This is a genomic window from Mycolicibacterium sp. CBM1 (assembly GCF_054073305.1).
Window position 1 is genome coordinate 69,723 of the sequence record NZ_JBSXPP010000006.1, and the last position, 22,454, is coordinate 92,176.

General features: G+C 69.1%; 21 protein-coding genes and 2 pseudogenes. 8 read left to right on the plus strand and 15 right to left on the minus strand.

Annotated elements, in window-relative coordinates; translation table 11 throughout:
• Positions 1–14: 14 nt before the first annotated feature.
• Positions 15–284, minus strand: a complete 270-nt coding sequence (rpsO, locus tag ACXDF8_RS10210; protein ID WP_059020502.1) for a 30S ribosomal protein S15 — start codon at positions 282–284, stop codon at positions 15–17.
• Between the two features lie 203 nt (positions 285–487).
• On the opposite strand from rpsO, the pseudogene ACXDF8_RS10215 reads away from it, so the two are divergent.
• Together ACXDF8_RS10215 and ACXDF8_RS10220 are read left to right on the plus strand one after the other, a co-directional pair.
• Positions 488–781 (plus strand): annotated as a pseudogene (locus ACXDF8_RS10215) (ArsR/SmtB family transcription factor); the annotation flags it as partial.
• Positions 782–791: 10 nt separating this feature from the next.
• Positions 792–935: pseudogene (locus ACXDF8_RS10220) on the plus strand (SRPBCC family protein); the annotation flags it as partial.
• Positions 936–945: 10 nt separating this feature from the next.
• Here the strand turns inward: ACXDF8_RS10220 and ACXDF8_RS10225 are convergent.
• A complete protein-coding gene (locus ACXDF8_RS10225) occupies positions 946–1,923 on the minus strand; it encodes a bifunctional riboflavin kinase/FAD synthetase (RefSeq protein ID WP_457223136.1) in 978 nt (325 codons plus the stop codon).
• A gap of 80 nt (positions 1,924–2,003) precedes the next feature.
• Between ACXDF8_RS10225 and mntR the strand changes: the two genes are divergently transcribed.
• Positions 2,004–2,711: a manganese-binding transcriptional regulator MntR gene (gene mntR / locus ACXDF8_RS10230; protein ID WP_457223137.1), complete on the plus strand. Its 708-nt coding sequence runs from the start codon at positions 2,004–2,006 to the stop codon at positions 2,709–2,711.
• 93 nt (positions 2,712–2,804) lie between these two features.
• Here mntR and ACXDF8_RS10235 read toward each other — a convergent pair whose 3' ends face one another.
• Complete coding sequence (locus ACXDF8_RS10235; protein ID WP_457223138.1) at positions 2,805–2,993, minus strand: hypothetical protein; 189 nt, start codon at positions 2,991–2,993, stop codon at positions 2,805–2,807.
• An 84-nt stretch (positions 2,994–3,077) separates the two neighbouring features.
• On the opposite strand from ACXDF8_RS10235, the gene ACXDF8_RS10240 reads away from it, so the two are divergent.
• Positions 3,078–3,449, plus strand: a complete 372-nt coding sequence (locus tag ACXDF8_RS10240) for a DeoR/GlpR family DNA-binding transcription regulator (RefSeq protein WP_457223139.1) — start codon at positions 3,078–3,080, stop codon at positions 3,447–3,449.
• A gap of 10 nt (positions 3,450–3,459) precedes the next feature.
• Here ACXDF8_RS10240 and truB read toward each other — a convergent pair whose 3' ends face one another.
• From truB to ACXDF8_RS10255, 3 genes are read right to left on the minus strand one after another with little or no spacing between them, the layout of a single operon-like run.
• The gene (gene truB / locus ACXDF8_RS10245) at positions 3,460–4,404 is read right to left on the minus strand and encodes a tRNA pseudouridine(55) synthase TruB (protein ID WP_457223140.1); all 945 of its coding nucleotides are present in this window, start codon (positions 4,402–4,404) and stop codon (positions 3,460–3,462) included.
• Complete coding sequence (gene pptT / locus ACXDF8_RS10250) at positions 4,401–5,069, minus strand: 4'-phosphopantetheinyl transferase PptT (protein ID WP_457223141.1); 669 nt, start codon at positions 5,067–5,069, stop codon at positions 4,401–4,403. The genes truB and pptT overlap by 4 nt, the downstream gene beginning before the upstream one ends.
• Positions 5,066–6,001, minus strand: a complete 936-nt coding sequence (locus ACXDF8_RS10255) for an ACP phosphodiesterase PptH (protein WP_457223142.1) — start codon at positions 5,999–6,001, stop codon at positions 5,066–5,068. The genes pptT and ACXDF8_RS10255 overlap by 4 nt, the downstream gene beginning before the upstream one ends.
• A 122-nt stretch (positions 6,002–6,123) precedes the next feature.
• On the opposite strand from ACXDF8_RS10255, the gene ACXDF8_RS10260 reads away from it, so the two are divergent.
• The gene (locus ACXDF8_RS10260; protein ID WP_457223362.1) at positions 6,124–7,836 is read left to right on the plus strand and encodes a CocE/NonD family hydrolase; all 1,713 of its coding nucleotides are present in this window, start codon (positions 6,124–6,126) and stop codon (positions 7,834–7,836) included.
• Here ACXDF8_RS10260 and ACXDF8_RS10265 read toward each other — a convergent pair.
• Both ACXDF8_RS10265 and ACXDF8_RS10270 read right to left on the minus strand, forming a co-directional pair.
• The gene (locus ACXDF8_RS10265; RefSeq protein WP_457223143.1) at positions 7,747–8,292 is read right to left on the minus strand and encodes a DUF1802 family protein; all 546 of its coding nucleotides are present in this window, start codon (positions 8,290–8,292) and stop codon (positions 7,747–7,749) included. The genes ACXDF8_RS10260 and ACXDF8_RS10265 overlap by 90 nt on opposite strands.
• Positions 8,289–8,552, minus strand: a complete 264-nt coding sequence (locus tag ACXDF8_RS10270) for a DUF2277 domain-containing protein (RefSeq protein ID WP_457223144.1) — start codon at positions 8,550–8,552, stop codon at positions 8,289–8,291. The genes ACXDF8_RS10265 and ACXDF8_RS10270 overlap by 4 nt, the downstream gene beginning before the upstream one ends.
• Before the next feature lie 157 nt (positions 8,553–8,709).
• On the opposite strand from ACXDF8_RS10270, the gene ACXDF8_RS10275 reads away from it, so the two are divergent.
• The 3 genes from ACXDF8_RS10275 to ACXDF8_RS10285 are packed head-to-tail and all read left to right on the plus strand — an operon-like array spanning position 8,710 to position 11,642.
• Positions 8,710–9,393 (plus strand): TetR/AcrR family transcriptional regulator, encoded by a 684-nt coding sequence (locus ACXDF8_RS10275; RefSeq protein WP_457223145.1) that lies wholly within the window; start codon positions 8,710–8,712, stop codon positions 9,391–9,393.
• A gap of 60 nt (positions 9,394–9,453) precedes the next feature.
• Positions 9,454–10,848 carry a hypothetical protein gene (locus ACXDF8_RS10280; protein ID WP_457223146.1) on the plus strand — a complete coding sequence of 465 codons (1,395 nt, stop codon included), beginning with the start codon at positions 9,454–9,456 and terminating at the stop codon, positions 10,846–10,848.
• 35 nt (positions 10,849–10,883) lie between these two features.
• Complete coding sequence (locus ACXDF8_RS10285; RefSeq protein ID WP_457223147.1) at positions 10,884–11,642, plus strand: enoyl-CoA hydratase; 759 nt, start codon at positions 10,884–10,886, stop codon at positions 11,640–11,642.
• Positions 11,643–11,674: 32 nt separating this feature from the next.
• Here the strand turns inward: ACXDF8_RS10285 and ACXDF8_RS10290 are convergent, their stop codons facing one another.
• From ACXDF8_RS10290 to ACXDF8_RS10320, 7 genes are all read right to left on the minus strand, one after another.
• Positions 11,675–14,269, minus strand: a complete 2,595-nt coding sequence (locus tag ACXDF8_RS10290; protein WP_457223148.1) for a chitinase — start codon at positions 14,267–14,269, stop codon at positions 11,675–11,677.
• 630 nt (positions 14,270–14,899) lie between these two features.
• Entirely contained in the window at positions 14,900–16,234 is a 1,335-nt protein-coding gene (locus ACXDF8_RS10295) for an MATE family efflux transporter (RefSeq protein WP_457223149.1), read from the minus strand.
• Positions 16,227–17,225: a DHH family phosphoesterase gene (locus ACXDF8_RS10300; RefSeq protein ID WP_457223150.1), complete on the minus strand. Its 999-nt coding sequence runs from the start codon at positions 17,223–17,225 to the stop codon at positions 16,227–16,229. The genes ACXDF8_RS10295 and ACXDF8_RS10300 overlap by 8 nt, the downstream gene beginning before the upstream one ends.
• On the minus strand, positions 17,200–17,727 hold the full coding sequence (rbfA, locus tag ACXDF8_RS10305) for a 30S ribosome-binding factor RbfA (protein ID WP_457223151.1): 528 nt from the start codon (positions 17,725–17,727) through the stop codon (positions 17,200–17,202). The genes ACXDF8_RS10300 and rbfA overlap by 26 nt, the downstream gene beginning before the upstream one ends.
• 5 nt (positions 17,728–17,732) lie before the next feature.
• Positions 17,733–20,513: a translation initiation factor IF-2 gene (gene infB / locus ACXDF8_RS10310; RefSeq protein ID WP_457223152.1), complete on the minus strand. Its 2,781-nt coding sequence runs from the start codon at positions 20,511–20,513 to the stop codon at positions 17,733–17,735.
• 81 nt (positions 20,514–20,594) lie between these two features.
• Positions 20,595–20,966, minus strand: a complete 372-nt coding sequence (locus ACXDF8_RS10315) for a YlxR family protein (protein WP_457223363.1) — start codon at positions 20,964–20,966, stop codon at positions 20,595–20,597.
• Positions 20,967–21,019: 53 nt separating this feature from the next.
• A complete protein-coding gene (locus ACXDF8_RS10320; protein WP_457223153.1) occupies positions 21,020–22,405 on the minus strand; it encodes an FAD-dependent oxidoreductase in 1,386 nt (461 codons plus the stop codon).
• Positions 22,406–22,454 lie beyond the last annotated feature (49 nt).

Consider the following 22,454-nt stretch of genomic DNA (forward strand, 5'->3'; position numbering starts at 1 on the left):
GGGGCAGGACGCACTCAGCGACGCAGACCCAGGCGCTCGATCAGCGAGCGGTAGCGCGCGACGTCGACGTCGGCGACGTACTTGAGCAGCCGACGACGGCGACCGACCAGCAGCAGCAGGCCGCGCCGCGAGTGGTGGTCGTGCTTGTGCTGCTTGAGGTGCTCGGTGAGATCCGAGATCCGCTTGGTCAGCAGGGCAACCTGCGCCTCCGGCGAACCGGTGTCGGTCTCGTGCAGGCCGTAGGAGCCCAGGATTTCTTTCTTCTGCTCGGCGGTCAGCGCCACGAAAACATCTCCATCACATCGGTGCCGCGAAAAATCGTGTACGTGGCCGCCGCGGACTGCAGCACACGCCTTACCGAGGGGCGAGTGTATCAGCGGTCGCAGGCTCCCCCGAAATCGCCGAGCGGGCCACTCCTTGACAACATTCAACCGATTGATTGCATGTTGATGGCGTGACCGTGGACTAGGAAGACCGCGCGGACGCCCTGTTCCACGCCCTCGCCGACCGGACCCGGCGCGCCATCATGCGTCGGACGCTGGCCGGCGAGCACTCGGTCTCCACGCTCGCACTCGCCTACGACATGAGCTTCGCCGCAGTACCGAAGCACGTCGCCGTCCTGGAGAAGGCCGGGCTGCTGACCAGGCGGCGAAGTGGGCGCGAGCAGTTGGCCAGCGGCGGCGTCACGGCCGTGCGATCGGTGGCGTCCATGCTCGGCGAACTGGAGCAGATCTGGCGCGGCCGCATCGCACGGATCGACGCACTCATCGCCACCGACGCTCACCCTGACCATCACCGCCGTCGACGAGCCCCGCAGCTTCGCGTTCCTCGACGGGTTCGCCGATGCGGACTTCAACCCGAACCCCGACCTGCCGGTCTCGGAGAACGTCGTCACCGTCGTCGGCGATCAACCAGATCGACGCGCTGCTGGCGTCCTGAGAACGGTCAGCCCTGCGCCGAGAGGATCGCGCGGGCCCGGTCGGTGTCCTTGCCCATGGCTACCACGAGGTCGTCGACCGAGTCGAACTTGAGCTGCCCGCGCAACCGGGCGACGAAGTCGACCGCCACGTGCTGGCCGTAGAGGTCGGCGGCGGTGTCCAGGACGAACGCCTCGACCGTGCGGGTGCGGCCGGAGAACGTCGGGTTAGTGCCGACCGACACGGCAGCCTGGTAGCGCTCCCCCGGAATCACCGAGCCGGTCACCGGGCCGTGACCGAGCACCGTGAACCAGGCGGCATAGACACCGTCGGCGGGAATCGCCGAGTACATCGGCGGTGCGACGTTGGCGGTCGGGAAGCCCAGTACCCGGCCTCGCCCGTCACCGCGCACCACGACGCCTTCGACCCGGTGCGGACGCCCCAGCGCCTCGGCGGCGGCCACGACGTCGCCGGCGTCGACACAGGACCGGATGTAGGTCGAGGAGAAGGTCACCGTCTCGCTGCTGTGGTGCTCGGCAACCAGCGACAGGCTCTCGACGGAAAACCCGAGCCGGTCGCCGGCCTTGCGCAGGGTGTCGACGTTGCCGGCCGCCTTCTTGCCGAAGGTGAAGTTCTCGCCGACGATCACCTCGACGACGTGCAGCCGCTCGACCAGCAGCTCGTGGATGTAGCGGTCGGGGGTGAGCTTCATGAAGTCCGCAGTGAACGGCATCACCAGGAAGACGTCGATGCCGAGTTCCTCGGCCAGCTCCGCCCGGCGTGCCAGCGTGGTCAGCTGGGCGGGATGGCTACCGGGGAACACGACTTCCATCGGGTGGGGGTCGAACGTCATCAGCACCGTGGGCACCCCACGCGACCGGGCAGCCTTGACCGCGCGCGCGATGAGTTCGGCGTGCCCCCGGTGCACGCCGTCGAATACCCCGATGGTCAGCACACACCGACCCCAGTCAGAGGGGATGTCGTCCTGTCCCCGCCACCGCTCCACGACGCCTAGCCTACGGCGCGCCACCTCGGTCGGACAGGCTAGATCCCCAGATCAGGGAATGATTGCCTAAACTTCGGGGTGTGAGTCCTGACGGCACCCCCACCCCCGAGGTAGGGGACCTGACCACGGTCGCCCAGGACTACCTCAAAACGATCTGGACCGCCCAGGAGTGGTCGCACGACAAAGTGAGCACCAAGCTGCTCGCCGAGCGCATCGGCGTGTCGGCCAGCACGGCCTCGGAGTCGATCCGCAAACTCGCCGATCAGGGTCTGGTGCACCACGAGAAGTACGGCGCGGTGACGCTGACCGAGTCCGGCCGGCACGCCGCGCTGGCCGTGGTCCGCCGGCACCGGCTGCTCGAGACGTTCCTCGTCGGCGAACTCGGCTACAGCTGGGACGAGGTGCACGACGAGGCGGAGATCCTCGAGCACGCGGTCAGCGACATGATGCTCGACCGGATCGACGCCAAGCTGGGTTACCCCACGAGGGACCCGCACGGCGACCCAATCCCGACCGCCGACGGCCGCGTTCCCACCCCCCCGGCGCGGCAGTTGTCGGCCTGCGCCGACGGCGACCTGGGCACGGTGGCGCGGATCTCCGACGCAGACCCGGAGATGCTGCGCTACTTCGACACCGTTGGCATCAGCCTGGATTCGCAGCTGCAGGTGCTGGCGCGGCGCGACTTCGCCGGCGTGATCTCGGTATCAGTGGCATCGATCGACGGCACGCAAAGCACCATCGAGTTGGGAAGCCCAGCCGCACAGGCAATCTGGGTCGTCGCGTCTTAGACTCAGACGCCGGTCAACGCCCAGCTGCGGTAGATCGTCCCTGGCCGATGTCGAGGCCATCGTGAAACCCCTTGTGTCAGGAGCGGCTGCGGGTCAGTGCGGCCAGCGCGGCCGGCGCCAGTGGGTGGTGGTGCCTCTTCGCCGCGTACAGCGCGGCCCCAGGGCCGGGTCGAGGACCGGCCGACGCAGGTCGTAACGGGTGGGCAGCTGCCGCAGACAGGCGTCGAACCGGTCGAGGTAGCCCGGATCAGAGAACATGCCGCCCGAATACGACAGCGGCACTGGCGTGTCGTCGGGGAAACCTACTGCGCTGCGTGTGGTTTCGACCAGGCCGACCAATTCGCGGACACCGCCGGCGATTGCGCGGTGGACGCAAACCTCAAGGTGTTCATCACCGGTGAATACGTCCGCGCTAACTCGATGGAAGCCGTCGGACCGCTGTGCGAGCACGCTTTTCAGTCCATCACCGTGGGAACCGCGATCCTCGGTGTGGACGGGTTGTCGGTGACCAGCGGCGCGACGACCTACGACGAGACCGAGGGCCGCGCAGCCAAGGCGATGGCTATCAACGCCGCTCGGGTGATCGTCGCCGTCGACGGATCCAAGGTCGGCAAGGTGACCTTCGCCCGGATCGTCGGCCTGGACCAGATCGACGATCTGGTAACGGATTCGAGCGCCGATTCCGAAGAGCTGGAACGTATCCCGGCAGCCGGGGTGCAGGTGCACACCATCCGGTGAGCCGCGCCCGCTACAGCGTGGCCGGCCGGATCACCACCACCGACTTCGTCCGGGCGCCGTTGTCCTCCAGCAGGGCGATCACCCGTCCGTCGGGGTCCGTCGCGGCATAGACACCTTCGATGACTGCCGCCGTCAACGGACGGCCGTGGCCTGCGTCGACGGCCTGCTCGGCGGTGATGTCGCGGCGCGGGAACGCCAACAGGCACGCGTCATCGAGGGTGTAGCTGAGCCGGGGCGCCTCGGCCAGTTCCTCGAGCGAGCGGGCATGGTCGAGGCCGTAGCCGCCGACCCGGGTCCGGCGCAGCGCGGTCAGGTGGCCACCGACGCCGAGCGCCGCGCCGAGGTCGCGGGCCAGCGCCCGGATGTAGGTGCCCGAGGAGCAGTCGACCTCGACGTCGACATCGATGACACGGTCGCCTCCATCCGGAGCCCGCCGGACGGCCACCACGTCGAACCGGTCGATCCGCACGCTGCGTTCGGCCAGCCGCACCTCCTGGCCCTCGCGCGCCAACTGGTAGGCGCGCTTGCCGTCGATCTTGATCGCGCTTACCGAGGACGGCCGCTGCGAGATCTCGCCGCGCAGGTCGGCGACGCCGGCCTCGATCTGGTCATCGGTGACGGACTCGGCCGAAACATCTTCCAGCACATCACCTTCGGCGTCGTCGGTGGTGGTAGACCGACCTAGCCTGATAGTCGCGGCATACGATTTCGACGTGGCAGTCACCAGGCCGAGGATCTTGGTGGCCCGCTCGATGCCGATCACCAGGACACCGGTGGCCATCGGGTCCAAGGTGCCGGCGTGCCCCACCTTGCGGGTGCCGAAGATGCGCCGGCAGCGGCCCACCACGTCGTGGCTGGTCATGCCCGCGGGTTTGTCGACGACGACAATGCCGGGTTGGGGGCCGGGTTGTCTCTCCGAGTCGCTGCGGTCCCGCCCGCCGAGTTGACCGCTCACAGCACGATCGCCGTCAGCGCCAGACCACCGCCCACCGACCAGCGCCCGGCCAGCTCGGTCAGCGGCGGACCGGACCGCGCCGCCGGGTCGATGAGGATGCGCGAGACGAACGTGCCCGCCACCCCGGTCGCGTCGACGTCGAAGGTGATGTGCGCGTCCTCGAAACCCAGCCAGCGTTGCGTGAGCGGGAACCACGCCTTGTAGGTTGCTTCCTTGGCGCAGAACAGGATTCGGTCCCAATGCAGCCCACCGGGTAGCGCGCCGATCTCGTAGCGTTCGGCGGGCAGGCTGACGGCGTTGAGCACCCCGCCGGGAAGGACTCCATGTGGTTCGGCGTCGATCCCGACCGAGCGGACCGCGGCGCTGCGGCCCACCACCGCGCCGCGGTAGCCCTGGCAATGGGTCAGGCTGCCCACCACGCCGTCGGGCCAGCAGGGTTCACCCTTGTCGCCCTTGAGGATCGGCACCGGCGGCACACCCAGCTGCTGCATGGCCACTCGCGCGCAGTGCCGCACGGTGACGAACTCGTTGCGCCGCTTGGCCACCGACCTGGCGATCAGCGGCTCCTCCTCTGGCAACGGCACCAGATCGGGCGGGTCGTCGTAGGCCTCGGCGAAGACCAGACCGTCGATGTCGGGCAGCACCACCCGCATGAGCTCATTCATCCGCGCCGGCTGCGCAGCCGGTCGCGCAACTTCTCCGACTGCTCCTTCATCTCCTGGGTGATAACGAAATGACCGCCGAAGTCGTTGAGGTATCCCGGCGCGTACTGCGGGTCCGGCAGGATCTGGCGCAACCAGCGATATGGCTTGCGCCGGCGCCACTCCCGCGGATAGCCGACCGACACCTCTTCGAAGCGCACGCCGTCGTACCAGGTGGTGCGCGGAATGTGCAGGTGGCCGTAGACCGAGCACAGCGCGTTGTAGCGGGTGTGCCAGTCGGCCGTCTCGACCGTTCCGCACCACAGCGAAAACTCCGGGAAGAACAGCACGTCGCACGGCTCGCGGCGCAGCGGGAAGTGGTTCACCAACACCGTCGGCGTCATCCAGTCCAGCTCTTCGAGACGGGCCCTGGTGTAGGACAGCCGGTCCCGGCACCACGCGTCGCGGGTCGCATAGGGCTCACTGGAGAGCAGGAACTCGTCGGTGGCCACCACGTTGCGTTCCCGGGCGATGGCCAGCCCCTCGGCCTTGGTGGTCGCCCCCGGCGGCAGGAATGTGTAGTCGTAGAGCAGAAACATCGGCACGATCGTGGCCGGTCCGCCCTGCTCGGTCCACACCGGGAACGGATGCTCGGGGCTCACGATGCCCATCTCGTCGCACATCGTGACCAGATAGTCGTAGCGAGCGCGACCGAACACCTGCGCCGGGTCCTTACCGGTGGTCCACAACTCGTGATTGCCCGGCACCCAGATGACCTTGGCGAACCGGCGGCGCAACAGATCCAGCGACCAGCGGATGTCGTCGGTGCGCTCGGCGACGTCACCGGCGACGATCAGCCAGTCGTCCGGTGTCGAGGGATACAGCGATTCGGTGACCGGCTTGTTGCCGGTGTGACCCGTGTGCAGGTCACTGATCGCCCAGAGCGTGGGGGCCACAACACGCCAGCCTACTGGGCCGCGCGCCGGCGGCGGACACCGTGCGGCCAGCAACGAACGCCGGTGCGCGATCCGCCGCGCAGCGGGCACTCCCTATCCTGGCCGTTGTGCCGAACAGCCGGATGAGACCGTTGACCGACCGTGTCCTGTCCCGTGTGCTGCGACTCTCGGCCCCGACCACCGACTACGCCGTGCACCGCGGTGTCGGCGTCCCGATGCGCGACGGAGTGATGTTGCGCGCCAGCCACTACGCGCCGCTGACCGCGAGCCCGCTGGGCACGCTACTGGTCCGGTGCCCCTACGGCCGCGGATTCCCGTTCGCGCAGATGTACGCCCAGCTCTACGCCGCGCGCGGCTACCACGTGCTGCTGCAAAGCGTGCGGGGAACCTTCGGCTCCGGTGGCGAATTCGTGCCGATGGTCCACGAGGCCGACGACGCCGCCGACACCGTGGTGTGGTTGCGCGAACAGCCGTGGTTCACGGGTTCTTTCGCCACCCTCGGCTTGTCGTACCTGGGGTTCACCCAATGGGCGCTGCTGGCTGACCCGCCCCCGGAACTGGCCGCCGCGGTGATCACCGTCGGCCCGCACGACTTCCATACCTCGTCCTGGGGCACCGGCTCGTTCTCGCTCAGCGATTTCCTCGGCTGGTCGGACATGATGGCCCACCAGGAGCTGCCCAGGCTGCGGACGCTGGCGTTCCAGGCAGGCTCCGCCCGCCGCCTCCAGCGAGGCACCCGCGGATTGCCGCTCGGTGCTGCGGGCCGGCGACTGCTGGGCACCGGCTCGGCCTGGTACGAGTCGTGGGTCGAGCATCCCGAGGCCCACGACCCGTTCTGGGACCCCATGCGGATGACGGCCGCGTTGGAGCGCTGCGAGGTTCCAGTGCTGCTGCTCAGCGGCTGGCAGGATCTGTTCCTCGATCAGACGCTGCAGCAATACCGGCATCTGCGGGACCGCGGTGTGCCGGTGGCGATGACGATCGGGCCGTGGACACACGCCCAGATGATCACCAAGGCGGGCGGTGCCGCGGCCGCCGAGACGCTGAGCTGGCTGGGCACCCACCTGGCCAAGGTGCCCACGCGACCGCGGCGCAGCCCGGTTCGGGTGTTCGTCGCCCATCACGGCTGGGTCGACGTCCAGGACTGGCCGCCGGCCACCGGTGAAGGCCTACTGCACCTGCAGCCGGGAGGTGGGCTGGCCGCCGGTCCCCCGCCGGCCGAGGGACCGCCGTCGACCTTCCGCTACGACCCCGCCGATCCCACCCCCACCATCGGCGGTCGGTTGTTGTCGCAGGCGAGCGGCTACCGGGACGACGCCGAGCTGGCCGAGCGAGCCGATGTGCTCACCTTCACCAGCGGACCGTTGGATTCCGACCTGTTCGTGTTCGGCAGCCCGGTGGTCGAACTCGCGCACACCTGCGACAACCCCCACTTCGATGTGTTCGTCCGGGTCAGCGAGCTGGATTCGCGCGGACGCTCCCGCAATGTCAGCGACGGATACCGCCGGTTCCACGCACCGTCGGGTCCGTTGCGTATCGAGCTCGACGCCGTCGCGCACCGCTTCGCCGAGGGCACCCGGTTGCGGGTCCTCGTCGCCGGCGGCTCCCATCCCCGGTATGCCCGCAACCTCGGCACCGGCGAGCCGGTGGTCAGCGGGCAGCGGATGGTGGCGTCCACCCACACCGTGCACCACGGCGCCGGTGGAATTTCCAAGCTGATCCTGCCCGCCTCGGACCGTCCGCCGTCAGCCGACGGCCAGCCGAACGCGATCGGCCACGGCAGCCAGCGCCGCCGCATCGTGAACCGGCTCGCCCAGTTCGCCCGACGCAGCTAGCTCGACCCAGCTCGTGCAGCCGCCGTAGCCCGGTTCCCGTCCCAGCTGCACCGGCTCGGTGAGCGGGAGTGCCGAGACCACCAGGACGCAGAGCCGGTGGCGGGGCCGGAAGTCCAGGCGGTCGGACCGAACCGACTCCGCGGTCCAGATGTGCAGGTCCTCGATGTCGGCCAGCCCCTGTTCCTGGCGAACTTCCACGGCGGCAACGACTTTCGCTGCGGCACGGATGACGACGTGCTCGTCGGTGCTGTCCGGCGCCGCCGCAGAGAGCAGGTCGCGATGCTCGGGGCGAACTCGCTCGGCGTGGCTGTGTGCGACCGTCGGGAACAATAGGAACTCTTGCGCGGCCACCGCGAACCGCTTCTCGGCGATGCCGCCCTTGCGCAGCAGCACCGTCTGCCTGCCGTCGAGCAGTGCGTGCACCGCGGCGCTCCACTCCTTGAGCGCGGTGGTCATCGCGACAGCCGCGCCTGGACTTCCGGGCGCCGCAGCGGCGGAATCGTTCTCGGTGGCTGGCGACGTGCCGGCAGTGCGGCCAGTAGCCGTGTCGTGGTGGCGGCGACTTCGGTGACCGCGGCCTCGAATGCGGCAGCGGCAGGTTCGGACGGTCTGGTGATCCCGCTCACCTTGCGCACATACTGGCGCGCGGCCGCGGTGATCTCCGCCGGGGTGGCCGCCGGCTCCAGGCCGCGCAGCTCGGTGATATTTCGGCACATGCCATCAGCATGCCCGCGTCCGCCCACAGGTTCACCACGTGGCCTGTCATCAGATTGATACGCGGCACAAATCTGGCTCACAAGTTCGCGTCTTAGTGTCGCCACCAACAGTCGATTGCACCCCCGCTGGGGTAGCAGCGAAGGAAAGGGCGGCGCCGTGGCTTCCAGAATCGCCCTGGCGGCTGCGCGGGATCAGCCGCCCCCGGAGAAACCCGGCCTGCGCCCGGCACCGCAACGGGCCAAACCGAAGCGGGCGATGGGCCGGCCGCCCGGCGCCGACAGCGATGCGCGGCGGCGACTACTGGTGGCCACCGCGATGCGGGTGTTCGCCTGCCGAGGCTTCGAGGGGGCGACGCTGCAGGAGGTCGCCGACGACGCCGGCGTCACCCGCCCGGCCGTGCACTACTACTTCGCCGGCAAGGCCCGGTTGTACGAGGCAGCCCTGGAGCGCGCCCACGAGGTCGTGATCGCACCCTGGTCGCGGCGCTGGTCGAGTGCACCGCCGTCGTCGTTCAGCATGCTCGATCCGCTCCTGGACGAACACACCTGGACCGACGAGTTCCGCTGGGCCAGCGCGTTGCTCGGCAACGCGCTCGCACACCAGCACCGAACGGCCGACATCACCCCCGCGATCGCCGACATCGCGCACGAGGTGGAGCGACTGTGCACAAAAGCCGTGGTGGGCCACACCGCGATAGCGCTGGCCGTGGACACCGAACGCTCGGCCGAGCGGCTGGCCGCCATGATCATCGGCCGCTGGGTGCTCAGCGCCGCGGCGTTGCCGCGGCGAGGCGCTGCATCGTCCGGCCAATACGCGAGTAGATTAGCCACCAGCGTTTGACCAGCGCGTTCCAGCACACGCATCGGAACGTGCTGGTCGCTGGATTTGGCTGGAGGCCCGGTGAGTCGGAGTGCACTGGCGCCGGTGCGGCGCCGGGTTCGCCGATTGCGGCGCACCGCCTCGGTCCTTGCCGTGACCGCTTGCGTGGCGGCGGTGGCGCCAGGCTGCGGGGCGCAGCAGAATCTCGCTCACGTCGCCTCCGAAATCCAGGCTTCCCTGCTGTCGATGCCCGGCGTCACCGACGCCTGGGTCTACCACGAGACCAGTGACGCCCAGGGCATCGTCGTCAACATCTCGGTCGACGTCTCGACGGCAACCGCGGCCGAGATCGCCGCGGTCGCCGGCCGGATCCGCTCCACCAGGGTGCCGCTGATCGCAAATTACCTGCAGAACGTCCAATTCTGGGTCGTACCCAACCGCCCGGCGAGCGTCAGCAGGCACTCTCGTCTGGATCCCGTCCAGGTCGCCGACGACAGCGTGCGCCTGCGCGCCCTGGCCGCGAACCTCGACGGCACGATCGACTGGTTTCGCGGTGACGACCCCGGGATCGATGAGCTGGCCATCACCGGAGGTGATGCCGATGCCGTCGACGTCCTCGACTCGGTGCAGGCGGCGGGCGTCACCGCCACGGTCTCGGTTTCCCCCGAATCGGCCTCGCGCCGCACACCACGGATGCTCGTCGCGTTCCCGCTGCAGCCCGAGCAACAGGCGTCGATTCTCGAGTTTCTCGCCTCGACGCCCGCCGACATCGTCGGCGTGGAGATCGCCGACAACGCCGTTCGTGAGTTGGAGATCGCTGTCTCCAACCCCGCCGGCGTCGTAGAAGATCTTGCCGCCGTCATCGACTCCGCCGCCGCTGTGACCTCGCGTCCGCTATGGGTGCGCTGGTATGGGCTCGGCACCCCCGCGGGACCCCTGGTGTTCGGAGGCAGTGTCGAGATCCAGTCATGTTCGGCCCTTCCGGCGGTAGAGCCGGTATCGCAGCGCCTCGGTGTCGCCGACGATCTGCAGCGGCGCGTGCAGTCGGCGGTGTGCGGCGCGTCGAACCCATCACCGCCGAACACCGGCGACACACAGCCCGCACCGCCGCTGAGCCCAGCCGCCACGGTCACTCTGAGCGCCGCCACGTCGCCCACCCCGGCCAGCACCGATACCGACCTGCCCGCCAGCATCCGCCGGGCCGCTGCCGCAGCTTGCCCCACCCCGCCCGGCCTCATCCCCGCTCGTAGCTGCCCGGCCAGCGGGCCGGTGTCCGGTTCGGCACGCCAGACGGCACCGTCGGCAACCCCGACGCGACCGCTCGCCCTGCCACCGCACCCGACAACCGCCATCTCGGCGGCCAGCATGCCGATGGCCGGGCCGCCGCCGGCCGGTGGTGCCATGCGGCCCGCCCCCGGCGGGCGGACCACGGGGGCAACGGGTTCGACCGGCCAGTCGCGCCGGTCAGCCCGCTAGCACCCCCGCTCTGGGGCTGCCGATACGGTGTCGCTATGACCAGCGACGACATTTTGCTCATCGAGACCACCGACCGAATCCGCACGGTGACGCTGAACCGGCCGAGTTCCCGCAACGCCCTGTCGTCGGCATTGCGCACCAGGCTCTTCGCCGCACTGCGTGACGCCGACGCCGATGCCGGTGTCGACGTGGTCATCGTCACTGGTGCCGATCCGGTGTTCTGCGCGGGGCTGGACCTCAAGGAACTCGGTGACAGCACCGAGCTGCCCGACATCTCGCCCAAGTGGCCGCCGATGACCAAGCCGGTGATCGGCGCGATCAACGGTGCGGCGGTGACCGGCGGACTGGAACTGGCGCTGTACTGCGACATCCTGATCGCCTCGGATCGGGCCCGCTTCGCCGACACCCACGCCCGGGTCGGGTTGCTGCCCACTTGGGGTCTCAGTGTGCGGTTGCCGCAGAAAGTCGGCGTGGGCCTGGCCCGCAGGATGAGCCTGACCGGTGACTACCTGTCGGCCGACGACGCCCTGCGCGCCGGGCTGGTCACCGAGGTGGTCCCGCACGAGCAGCTGCTGGCCGCCGCCCGCGCCGTGGCCACCTCGATCGTCGGCAACAATCAGCACGCCGTGCGCGCGCTGTTGGCCTCCTATCACCGCATCGACGAGGACCAGACCGGATCGGGTCTGTGGATCGAGGCGTCCTCGGCACGCAAGTGGATGGCCCAGACGACCGGTGACGACATCGCGGCGAGCCGCGCGTCAGTCATCGAACGTGGTCGCGCACAGGTGAATTAACCGCATGAATTAGCCAGGCGAATTAGCCTGCGTCACACTGCTTTCGCGGCGTCGAGGATGCTCTGCCACTTCGCCAGGGTGCCGGCGTCCTTGGCGACGATGTTGCCCATCTGCAGCTGCTGCAGGCTCACCCCCTGCAAGGTGTAGGTGTGATTGTTGCCGACGATGGAGATCTGGACAGATCCGGACTTCTCGGTGACGTCGAACTCGGTCGCCTGCATCCAGACGAAGTCCAGCTTGTCCGCGGCCGGATTGAACGTGAGCACCGGGTTGGTGCCCCAACCCCAGGTGATGGTGGTCGTGGTGCCACCGGTCACCGTGGTGCCGCCGGTTCCGGTACTGCCCGTGCCGGTGCTGCCCGTGCCGGTGCCCGTGCCCGTGCCGTAGTTGACGACGTTGATCGTGCCGTAGTCGCTGAACAGCTTGGCGAAGCTGCCCGCGGGGTCACTCAGTCCCGACAGGTACGGCGTGGCCTGGCCCAACGCGCCGGGGTTGTCACGGTTGATCGACCACATCGAGAGCATGCCCAGCCCCTTGGCGCGGGCGAAGTCCTCCAGCGCCTGGGCGTCGGACAGCGTGAACACCTCGCTGACGATGTCATTGACGCCGATCATCGGCGTGACACCGACCTGGCTCCAGCTGAACGTCTGGCCGTACTTGGTGTATAGCGACGTCATCTGGGCATAGGTCGACTCGGCGGACTGGATCGCATAGGCACCCATGGTCTTGGCGCTGGATCCGGTGGTCGGTGCCGCGGACTCGCCATAATCCATCGCCATCACATTGACACCGGCGAGCTTGACGCCCGCCTTGAGTGCCGAATCGACCACGTTGACGCCGTCGGCGGTCAGCCCGCTCGGCAGCACCGGCAGCGTGTACCAGATCTGCACCTCGGGGTGGGCCTGCTGGAACAGTTTAAGCGCTTGGCTATTCAGCGCGATCGAGGCGGCGTCGGCCACAGCGGCGCCTTCGATGTCGAAATCGATGTGGGTGACTCCGTAGGTGGTGACGACCGACGAGTAGGCGTCGGCCAGTGCCTGGGCGCTGAGTCCCTTGGCCGCATAAGCCTGCGCGATGCTGGTCCCGGACGCTCCGCCGAACGAGATCATCACGTCGCCGCCGGCGGCCTTCAACGCCGCGATCGAGGCGTTGATCGCTTTGGCCTGGTCGGTGGTCGAATCGGGTTCCAGCGCAGCCAATCCCGCCCAAGCGAGCTTGCCGTTCTGGTCGGCCTGCATGAAGCCGAGAGTGAATAGCGACGCCCCCGTGGCCTGAGACAGCTGGAGCAGATTCGGCACCGGCCACGCGCCCATGTCGACGTAGGCCGCAAAGAAGCTCGTGCCCCACTGCGCGGTGCCGCCCGGGGTGGACGCGGTGTCGTCGTTGGTGATGGTACCGATCGCCGAGCCGTCGGCAATGGTGGCCCCGGTCGGGTTCGACAGGGTGACGGTGAAGGTTTCGGCGCTCTCCACGGTGGTGTCGCCGAGCACGCCGACGTTGACCACCTGGGAGACCACACCGGGAGCGAAAGTCACTGTGCCGGAACCGGCGACGTAGTCCTGGCCCGCGGTCGCGGTGCCATTCGAGGTCGTGTAGCTCAGGGTGACGGTGCTCGTCGACGCCTTGGACAGCGTCACCGTGAACGCCATGGCGGAGGTCCCGCTGTTACCCTCCGCCAGCGAGGCGTCGGCGATCGACACCGTGGGCGGTTGCACGGGTGCGGCGTCGTCGTTGGCGATCGTCCCGGTCGCGGTGGCGCGGCCGAGGCTGACGCCCGACGGGTTCGACAGGGTCACGGTGAACGTCTCGGCGGACTCGTACGTCGTGTCGCCGAGCACGCCGACGGTGATCACCTGCGAGACCACACCGGGAGCGAAAGTGACTGTGCCCGAACTTGCGACGAAATCCTGACCGGCGGTCGCGGTGCCGCTGGAGGTCGTGTAGCCGACCGTCACGGCCTTGGTCGACGCCTTGGACAGTGTCACGGTGAACGCCGCGCCGGTGGAGCCGCTGTTGCCTTCGGTGACGCTGGTGTCGGCGACCGAGACGCTGGGCAGTGCGGTCTGGGCACCGCTGATCAGCGATTGCCACTTGGCGACGGTGCCGGCGTCCTTGGCGACGATGTTGCTGATCTGCAACTGACCGAGGGTGACTCCTTGCAGCGTGTAGGTGTGGTTGTTGTCGACGATCCCGATCTGCACCGACCCCGACTTCTCGGTCACGGTGAACTGACTGGCCTGCATCCAGCCGAAGTCGAGCTTGTCGGTGGCGGGGTTGAAGGCCAGCACCGGATTGGTGCCCCACGCCCAGGTGATGGTCGTCGTGGTTCCGGTGGCCGCGGTGGTGCCGGCCGACGCGCTCTGGGTCTGCCGACCGGGCAGCAGCCCCGAGATCCGGGTGACGAGGGCCTCGATCTCCCGGCGCACGAGGGCCAACGCCCCGGTGAGCAGCTGGGCCGGCGCGGGCGGGAGGCCGGTGCCGGTTCCCGACGGCGCCAGTCCGAGAATGGACAGGAAGCCCGACACGACGCTCGCCGGGCGCAGCGCCACTGCCGCGGCATGCCGGGCCGGCGCCGAAACGGCTTGCGGGACTGCCGCGGCGGCGACGATCTCGGCCGACGTCTCCACGACCGGTGTCGATGTCGAATCGGACTCTGGCGCACGCGATTCAGCACTGCTAGATACCGCGGCGGGTAGTTTCTTCGGGATGTCGCTGTCCGAGCTGTCGGCCGCGCCGGACGAAGTTGGGTGACCCGCGACCGACCGGGTGCTCGACGTGGTGGCGGATTTCTTCGGAGTACTCGACGCCGCACCGGCTCGCGTCGGCGCTGCCCGGCGCGACGCGCCGACGGAGCGGTGGGCCTTCGCCGAATCGGCGGTACCGGTGGACGGCGATGACGCCGAGCCCGTGTCGGCGCCACTGGGGTCAGCTGCCGCCACGGCAGGGACGCCCGCGACTGCGAGCCCCAATCCCATCGCAAACGCGGCCGAACCGACCCGAAACCCAAAAGCATTCGACATCATGGCCCCCCGTAGCCGATCGACACCCCAGCAAAGAACAGTAATAGCGCACAATCCCGTCACATGCGTGGAAGTCAGGCAAAATTAACACCAATGTCGATGCCTCGCGGCCGGGCGTCTACTCTCGCCCCGGCAGCTGCCTGGGCCTTATCGACGATGCTGCATGACGTTCCGACGGCCGCGGAGCAGCCGGTTGTTGGCCCGGGTCTGCCTTTCGCCACACGCTCGACCGCTTGCTCAGCGGGTCCCCAACACCAGCCACCGTCCGGAGGACGCGCGCCAACCGACGAACACCAACCGCAAGAGCATGAACGTGCTCAATCCCGACCAGATGCCGAGCAGTCCCCAGCCGAACACCAACGACAGCCAGATCAACGGCAGGAATCCGACCACAGCACTGACCAGGGTCGCGGTCCGCATGAACGCGGCATCGCCGGCTCCGAGCAGCACACCGTCGAGGGCGAAGACGATCCCGGCCACCGGCAACTGGGCCACCATGAACCACCACGGCACCCCGATGGCGTCCAGCACCGAGCGATCGTCGGTGAACAACGACGGCAGGACCGAAGCCCCGACGGCGAATACGAAAGCCAGCACCCCGGAGGCAATCAGGGAGAACACCGTCACCCGCCACGCCACCGACTTGGCGTGGCCGGTCTGCCCGGCACCGAGCGCCGCACCGACCAGTGACTGCGCGGCGATCGCCAGCGAATCGAGCACCAGCGCAAGGAAATTCCACAGCTGCAGCACAACCTGGTGAGCGGCCACCGCGGCGGCACCGAACCGGGCGGCGACCGCCGCGGCCGAGACGAAACAGGCCTGGAAGGCCAGGGTGCGCAGAACCAGATCGCGGCCCATCACGACTTGCGCGCGCAACACCGCGGTGTCGGGGCGCAATGGCACCTTCGCCACGAGCAGGGCTCGGCAGAACAACATGGCGGCCAACCATTGGCCGACCAGGTTGGCAATCGCCGAGCCGGCCAGCTCCAGACGCGGCAGACCAAGCCAGCCGTAGACCAGTAGCGGGCACAGCACCGCCGAGAAGCCGAAGCCCACCAACACGTAGCGCAGGGGCCGCACGGTGTCCTGGACGCCGCGCATCCAGCCGTTGCCCGCCGCCGAGATCAGGATGGCCGGAACCCCCAGGATCGCGATGCGCACCCACGGCATCGCGGCGCCGGCGATGTCGGCGCCACCGGATTTGCTTCCCGCGATCGCCGAGACCAGCGGGACCGCGGCGAGTTCGACGCCGGCGACGATCATCGCTCCCATGCCAACCGCCAGCCAGGTGGCCTGCACGCCCTCACCGACCGCCGACGGACGGTCCCCGGCGCCGTAGAACCGCGCCGAGCGCGCCGTGGTGCCGTAGGACAGAAACGTCAGTTGGGAGCTGACCACCGACAGGATCAGGCCGCCGATCGCCAGCCCCGCCAGGCTCAGCGCACCGAGGCGGCCGACGACGGCGATGTCGAAAAGCAGATAGACCGGTTCGGCGGCCAGCACGCCGAGCGCGGGAAACGCCAGCGCCGCGATCCGCCTACCGGTGACGGCGCCGTCGGCGCCCTCAGCCAAGAGCAGCGGTCAGTTCAGCCACCACGTCGTCGATCGGTCCGGCCGTGGAGTAGCCGGCGGCCAGCGTGTGCCCACCGCCGCCGAAGCCGCTGGCGACCGTGGCCAGGTCCAGACTCTTGGCCCGCATCGACACCGACCAGTGCAGCGGCTCGATCTCCTTGAAGACCGCGGCGACCTCGGCCTCGAGGGTGGTGCGCACGATGTCGACGATGCTTTCGACCTCTTCGGAACGGCTCTCCATCCAGTCCTCGTGGGCAACCACCGCGTAGACCAGCCCGCGCCCACCGGCCGCGTTACGCACCAGCTGGGCGCTCGAGAGCACCCGGGACAGCAGCGGCAGCCACACGAACGGATGGGTGTCGAACAACTCGCGGCTGATCGCGGCGTTGTCCACACCGAGTTCCACCAGACGCGCCGCCAGCCGCAACGCCCGCGGCGACGCCCACCGGAACGACCCGGTGTCGATGGTCAGGCCGGCGTACAGGCACACGGCCACGTCCCGGTCGATCGGCTTGGACCAGGCGTCGAGCAGTTCGGCGACCACCATCGTCGTCGAATCCGCTTTCGGATCAACGAGATTGGCGGTCCCGAACAGCGTGTTCGACTTGTGGTGGTCGATGACGAGGACTTCTCGGCCCGCCTCGGCCAGCACCGCCAGGCCACCGAGCCGGTTGAGACTCGGGGCATCGACCGTCACCACCAGGTCGGCGTCGCGGCGCATGGCCTGCGGCGCCACCAGCAGGTGACCTCCGGGCAACATACGCAGCGACTCCGGCAGCGTCGACGGAGTGGCGAAGCTGACCTGCACATCGACGCCGGCCCGCTCCAGGATCAGCGCCAGCGCCAGACCCGCGCCGACGCTGTCGGCGTCGGGATGGACATGGCAGATCACGCTCACCGAACCGGCCGCGCCCAGCACCGCAACGGCGCCGTGCACGTCCACCCGCCTGCTGAGGCGGGTGATCTCAGTCGTCGAGTCGATCGCGGTCACCGGTGTCCTGTGTGTACTGCGCTGCGCTGCCCATGCCGGGGTCGTCGGGCTCCTGCCCAACGGCCCCCTCTTCTCCTACCACACGGTAGGGCTGCGCGTCTCCCGCAGGAGTCGCCCCGGCCCGAATCCGCGCCACATCGGCGTCGGCCGCGCGGGCCCGGGCCAGCAGTTCCTCCATCTTCTGCGCGGTGTCGGGCACCTTGTCCAGAACGAACGACAGCGTCGGGGTGAACCGCACGCCGGTACCGGCGCCGACCTTGCTGCGCAACGTGCCCTTGGCGCGTTCGAGCGCCGCGGCGGCGCCGGCATAGTCCGGCTCCTCGTCGAGGGTGTTGCCGCGCACCGTGTAGTACACGGTGGCGTCGTGAAGGTCACCGGTGACCTTGGTGTCGGTGACCGTCACGAACGCCAGCGGCGGATCCTTGATCTCGAACTCAATCGCCGAGGCGACGATCGTGGCGATGCGCTTGGAGAGTCGCTTCGCCCGAGCAGGGTCAGCCATCTCCCCTAGACCCGCTCTTTCTCGACCAGCTCGTAGGTCTCGATGATGTCGCCCTCCTTGATGTCGGAGTACGTCAGCGTCAGACCGCATTCGTAACCCTCGCGCACCTCGGTGGCGTCGTCCTTCTCCCGCTTGAGCGAGGAGACCGTGAGGTTCTCCGCCACGACGACGTTGTCGCGCAGCAGCCGGGCCTTGGCATTGCGCCGCATGATGCCCGACTGCACGAGGCAACCGGCGATGTTGCCGACCTTCGACGACCGGAAGATCGCCCGGATCTCGGCGCGGCCGAGTTCCTTCTCCTCGTAGATCGGCTTGAGCATGCCCTTGAGGGCCTTCTCGATCTCGTCGATCGCCTGGTAGATCACCGAGTAGTAGCGGATCTCCACGCCTTCGCGGTTGGCCAGTTCGGTGGCCTTGCCCTCGGCGCGGACGTTGAAGCCGATGATGATGGCATCCGAGGCCGACGCCAGGTTGACGTTGGTCTCGGTGACACCGCCGACGCCGCGGTCGATGACGCGCAGCTCGACTTCGTCGTCGATCTGGATGCCCAGCAGGGCCTCCTCGAGCGCCTCGACCGTACCGGCGTTGTCGCCCTTGAGGATCAGGTTCAGCTGGCTGGTTTCCTTCAGCGCCGAATCCAGGTCTTCCAGGCTGATGCGCTTGCGGGCACGGGCGGCCAGTGCGTTGCGCTTGCGCGCGCTGCGCCGGTCGGCGATCTGGCGGGCGATGCGGTCCTCGTCGACGACCAGGAAGTTGTCGCCGGCGCCTGGCACCGAGGTGAAGCCGATGACCTGCACCGGACGCGACGGGTACGCCTCGGTGACGTCCTCGCCGTGCTCGTCGACCATGCGGCGGACACGTCCGTAGGCGTCGCCGGCCACCACCGAGTCACCGACGCGCAGGGTGCCGCGCTGGATGAGCACGGTGGCCACCGGGCCGCGACCGCGGTCGAGGTGTGCCTCGATGGCCACACCCTGGGCCTCCATGTCGGGGTTGGCCCGCAGGTCCAGCGCGGCGTCGGCGGTCAGCAGGACCGCCTCTTCCAGCGCCCCGATATTGGTGCCGTTCTTGGCCGAGATGTCGACGAACATGGTGTCGCCACCGAAGTCCTCAGCAACCAGGCCGTACTCGGTGAGCTGGGCCCGGATCTTGGCCGGGTCGGCGCCTTCCTTGTCGATCTTGTTGACCGCGACCACGATCGGCACGTCGGCCGCCTGGGCGTGGTTGATGGCCTCCACCGTCTGGGGCATGACGCCGTCGTCGGCGGCGACCACCAGGATCGCGATGTCGGTGGCCTTCGCGCCACGGGCACGCATGGCGGTGAACGCCTCGTGGCCCGGGGTGTCGATGAAGGTGATCAGGCGCTCGTTGCCGTCATGTTCGACGGCCACCTGGTAGGCACCGATGTGCTGGGTGATGCCGCCGGCCTCGCCCTCGCGGACGCTGGCCTGCCGGATGGTGTCCAACAGTCTCGTCTTGCCGTGGTCGACGTGACCCATGACGGTGACCACCGGCGGACGGAACTCGAGGTCCTCCTCACCGCCCTCGTCCTCTCCGTAGGACAGGTCGAAGGACTGCAGCAGCTCACGGTCCTCGTCCTCGGGCGAGACGACCTGCACGACGTAGTTCATCTCACTGCCCAGCAGCTCGAGGGTCTCGTCACCCACGGACTGGGTGGCGGTCACCATCTCGCCGAGGTTGAACAGGGCTTGGACCAGTGCCGCCGGGTTGGCGTCGATCTTCTCGGCAAAGTCGCTCAGCGACGCGCCACGGGCCAGCCGGATGGTTTCACCGTTGCCGTGCGGCAACCGAACGCCACCGACGACCGGTGCCTGCATGTTCTCGTATTCGGCGCGTTTCGCCCGCTTCGACTTGCGGCCACGGCGCGGTGCACCGCCGGGACGGCCGAACGCGCCGGCCGCGCCACCGCGCTGACCGGGACGGCCACCACCACCGCCGCCACCGCCACCGGGACGACCGCGGAAACCTCCCGCAGCGGCGCCACCGGCACCGCCGGCGCCGCCGCCACCACCGGGACCGCCGGTGCGGTAGTTACCGCCGCCACCACCACCGGGACGGCCACCGCCGCCGGGACCGGGCCGGGGTCCGCCGCCGGGACGCGGAGCACCAGGACGACCGGGAGCGCCGGGACGGGCACCCGGCGGACGCGGCGGCATGTTGCCGGGTGTTGCGCCACCGGGACGAGGCGCGCCGGGACGCGGACCACCGGCACCGGGGCCGGGCCGGGGAGCCTGTTGCGGACGCGGGATCGGGCGCTCGACCGGCTGGGCCGAGGAGAAGGGGTTGTTGCCGACCCGTGGCGGGCGCGGCAGACCGGGCTTCGGCGCGGCAGGTCCGGGACGGGGCCCGGGTGTCGGCGCGGCGGGCTGGGCCGGAGCGGGGACCGCAGGCGCTGCCGCTGCCGGCGGTGCCACGGGGGCTGCCGGGGCAGGTGGGGCCGGCGGCGGTGCCGCGGGCGCCGGGGCTGCGGGCTTGGGGGCCGGGGCTTGCGGCGGTGTGGTCGCGACCGCGCCGGGCATGGGTGCCGGTTTGGGGACCGCGCCGTTGCCTGAGGGCTTCGAGGGTGCCGGCCGGGCCGCGGGCTTGTCGGCGGACTTTCCGCCGCCGAATGCTTCACGCAGCCGACGAGCGACGGGGGCTTCCACCGTCGACGACGCTGATTTAACGAACTCGCCCTGTTCGCTCAGGCGGGCGAGAACTTCCTTACTCGTGACACCGAGTTCCTTCGCCAACTCGTGTACGCGGGCCTTGCCGGGTGCTGCCACTGCAATCTCCTACTCAAGAGGCAACAGCGGTGGTAGGCCGCGCCTCGGGTTTAGCTACGACGCATGGTCATCGTCGGGACTTCACGGTGTGCTCATGTTCTTCGCTACCTGTTCTTCATGGGCCGGGGTGGACGAGAGGTACTCGACCACCGCGGTGGGGTCCGGTGAACCGGCGATACGCAGCGCTCGAGCAAAAGCTCGCCGCCGAATCGCTGCCTGGAGGCACCGGTCATCGGGGTGCAACCAAGCGCCCCGCCCCGGGAGGTTACCTGCTCGATCAACGGTAACGGCGCATTGACCGTTCCCGCTCGACGCAGCCACCACACGGAGGAGATCGACGGCCAACTCTCGCTTCCGGCACCCGATGCACGTCCGCACCGGTCCTTCGGCACGTCGATGCGCTTCCTCGGCTTTCGGAGTCTCGCGCTGGATCACGGCACAGTCTACCGTCATCGCGGCACCGCTCAGAACCACCCTTGGGCCCTGCGTCACCGGCGCACCGAAGCTCAGTGCATCCGCTCCTGATACTTGGAGTATTCGTCGCGCCCGACTACCCCGGCCGCTTCGGCAGGCAATGCGGCGACTCGGTTTCCCAAGCGCATCGCCTGATCCAGGTTGATGTAGATGCCAGCGCCCTGACGTCCCGTGCTGATGATGCCGGCACCGAAGCTGCGCAACGCCGCGTCGAGGTCGTCGAGCAGATGCTGGGACGCGTCGAAGTTCGCGTAGGCGTCGGGCGCACACTCCGATCCGAGGAACTCGAAGGAACCGCCCCGGACCAACCGCGCCATGTCGTCCGACGCTGTCTCCCGCACGTCGAACGGCTCGCCCGCCGGCACCGCGTACTCGAGGCCGAGGACTCCAGGCGGGCACTGCAGGGTCTTCCACTCGCCGTAATGGTTGAACCGCAGCGCACGGACGCCGCGGTCGTGGGTGTAGAGCCACTGGTATCCCCGCCAGCGTTGCGGGCAGTCGTGCACGCGCACCACCCCGACGACCAGATCCCGGCGTCCGGCCGAGCGGTCGATGTCGGCGGCGAGATCGGCGAGGCCGACGCTGGCGGCCAGATCGTCGGGCCGTCCGGTCGAGATGACCCGTCGGCACGAGACGGCGACATCGCCGCCGGGGGCGGAGACGGTCACCGCAAACCGGCCGTCGCCCGGCCGGGTGATGGCGGTGACGCGGGAGTCGAACAGCCACTGCACCCGAGCGCCCAACGACTCGGCCAGGCGCGACCACAGCACGCCGACCCCGCCGAGCGGATAGAGGAACCGGTCGGCGGCCGCACCCGAGAACCGCGCGGAGCTCAGCCGGGGCAGCGCAGTGGCCAGCACGGCGGCCATGCGCGGAGTGAGGATGCGCTGCGCGGCCCACGTGGCCGGGATCTTGCTCGGTTCGATCCCGAAGACCTTTCGGGCGTGCGGCGCCATGAACTTCTCCGCCAGGTAGGTGCCGTACCGGTCCTTAACCCACTGGTCGAGCGTCTGTTCGGCGCGGGCGGGGGCGGTCATCTTGCGGACGATCAGCGAGGCGGCACCGCGAGCCCGCACCCGCCACGGCAATGAGTCGCGGAATTGGCGCCAGTCGAACGGATAACCGACGACATAGCCGTCACGCAGGATGCCGCTGCGACGGCTGATCTCACATAGCGGCACACCACCGAGCCGATCGGAGAGTTCGGTCCACTCGCGACGCTGGTCGGGGGTCGCCGCGATCAGCCGGTGCCCGCCCAGATCAATCTCGTTTCCGGCAACGTTCGCCGCCCGGGCGAGGCCACCGACGTGTGCGGAACGTTCCACGACGGCCACTGAAGCGCCGGCCTTCGTACAGGCGTCCGCAACAGACAGGCCCGTCGGCCCGGCTCCGATCACCAGCACATCGCGTTCGAACACCGGTTTCCCCCTCTTCGGTGCGACGTTCCCCCCACGAGATCGCCGTTTC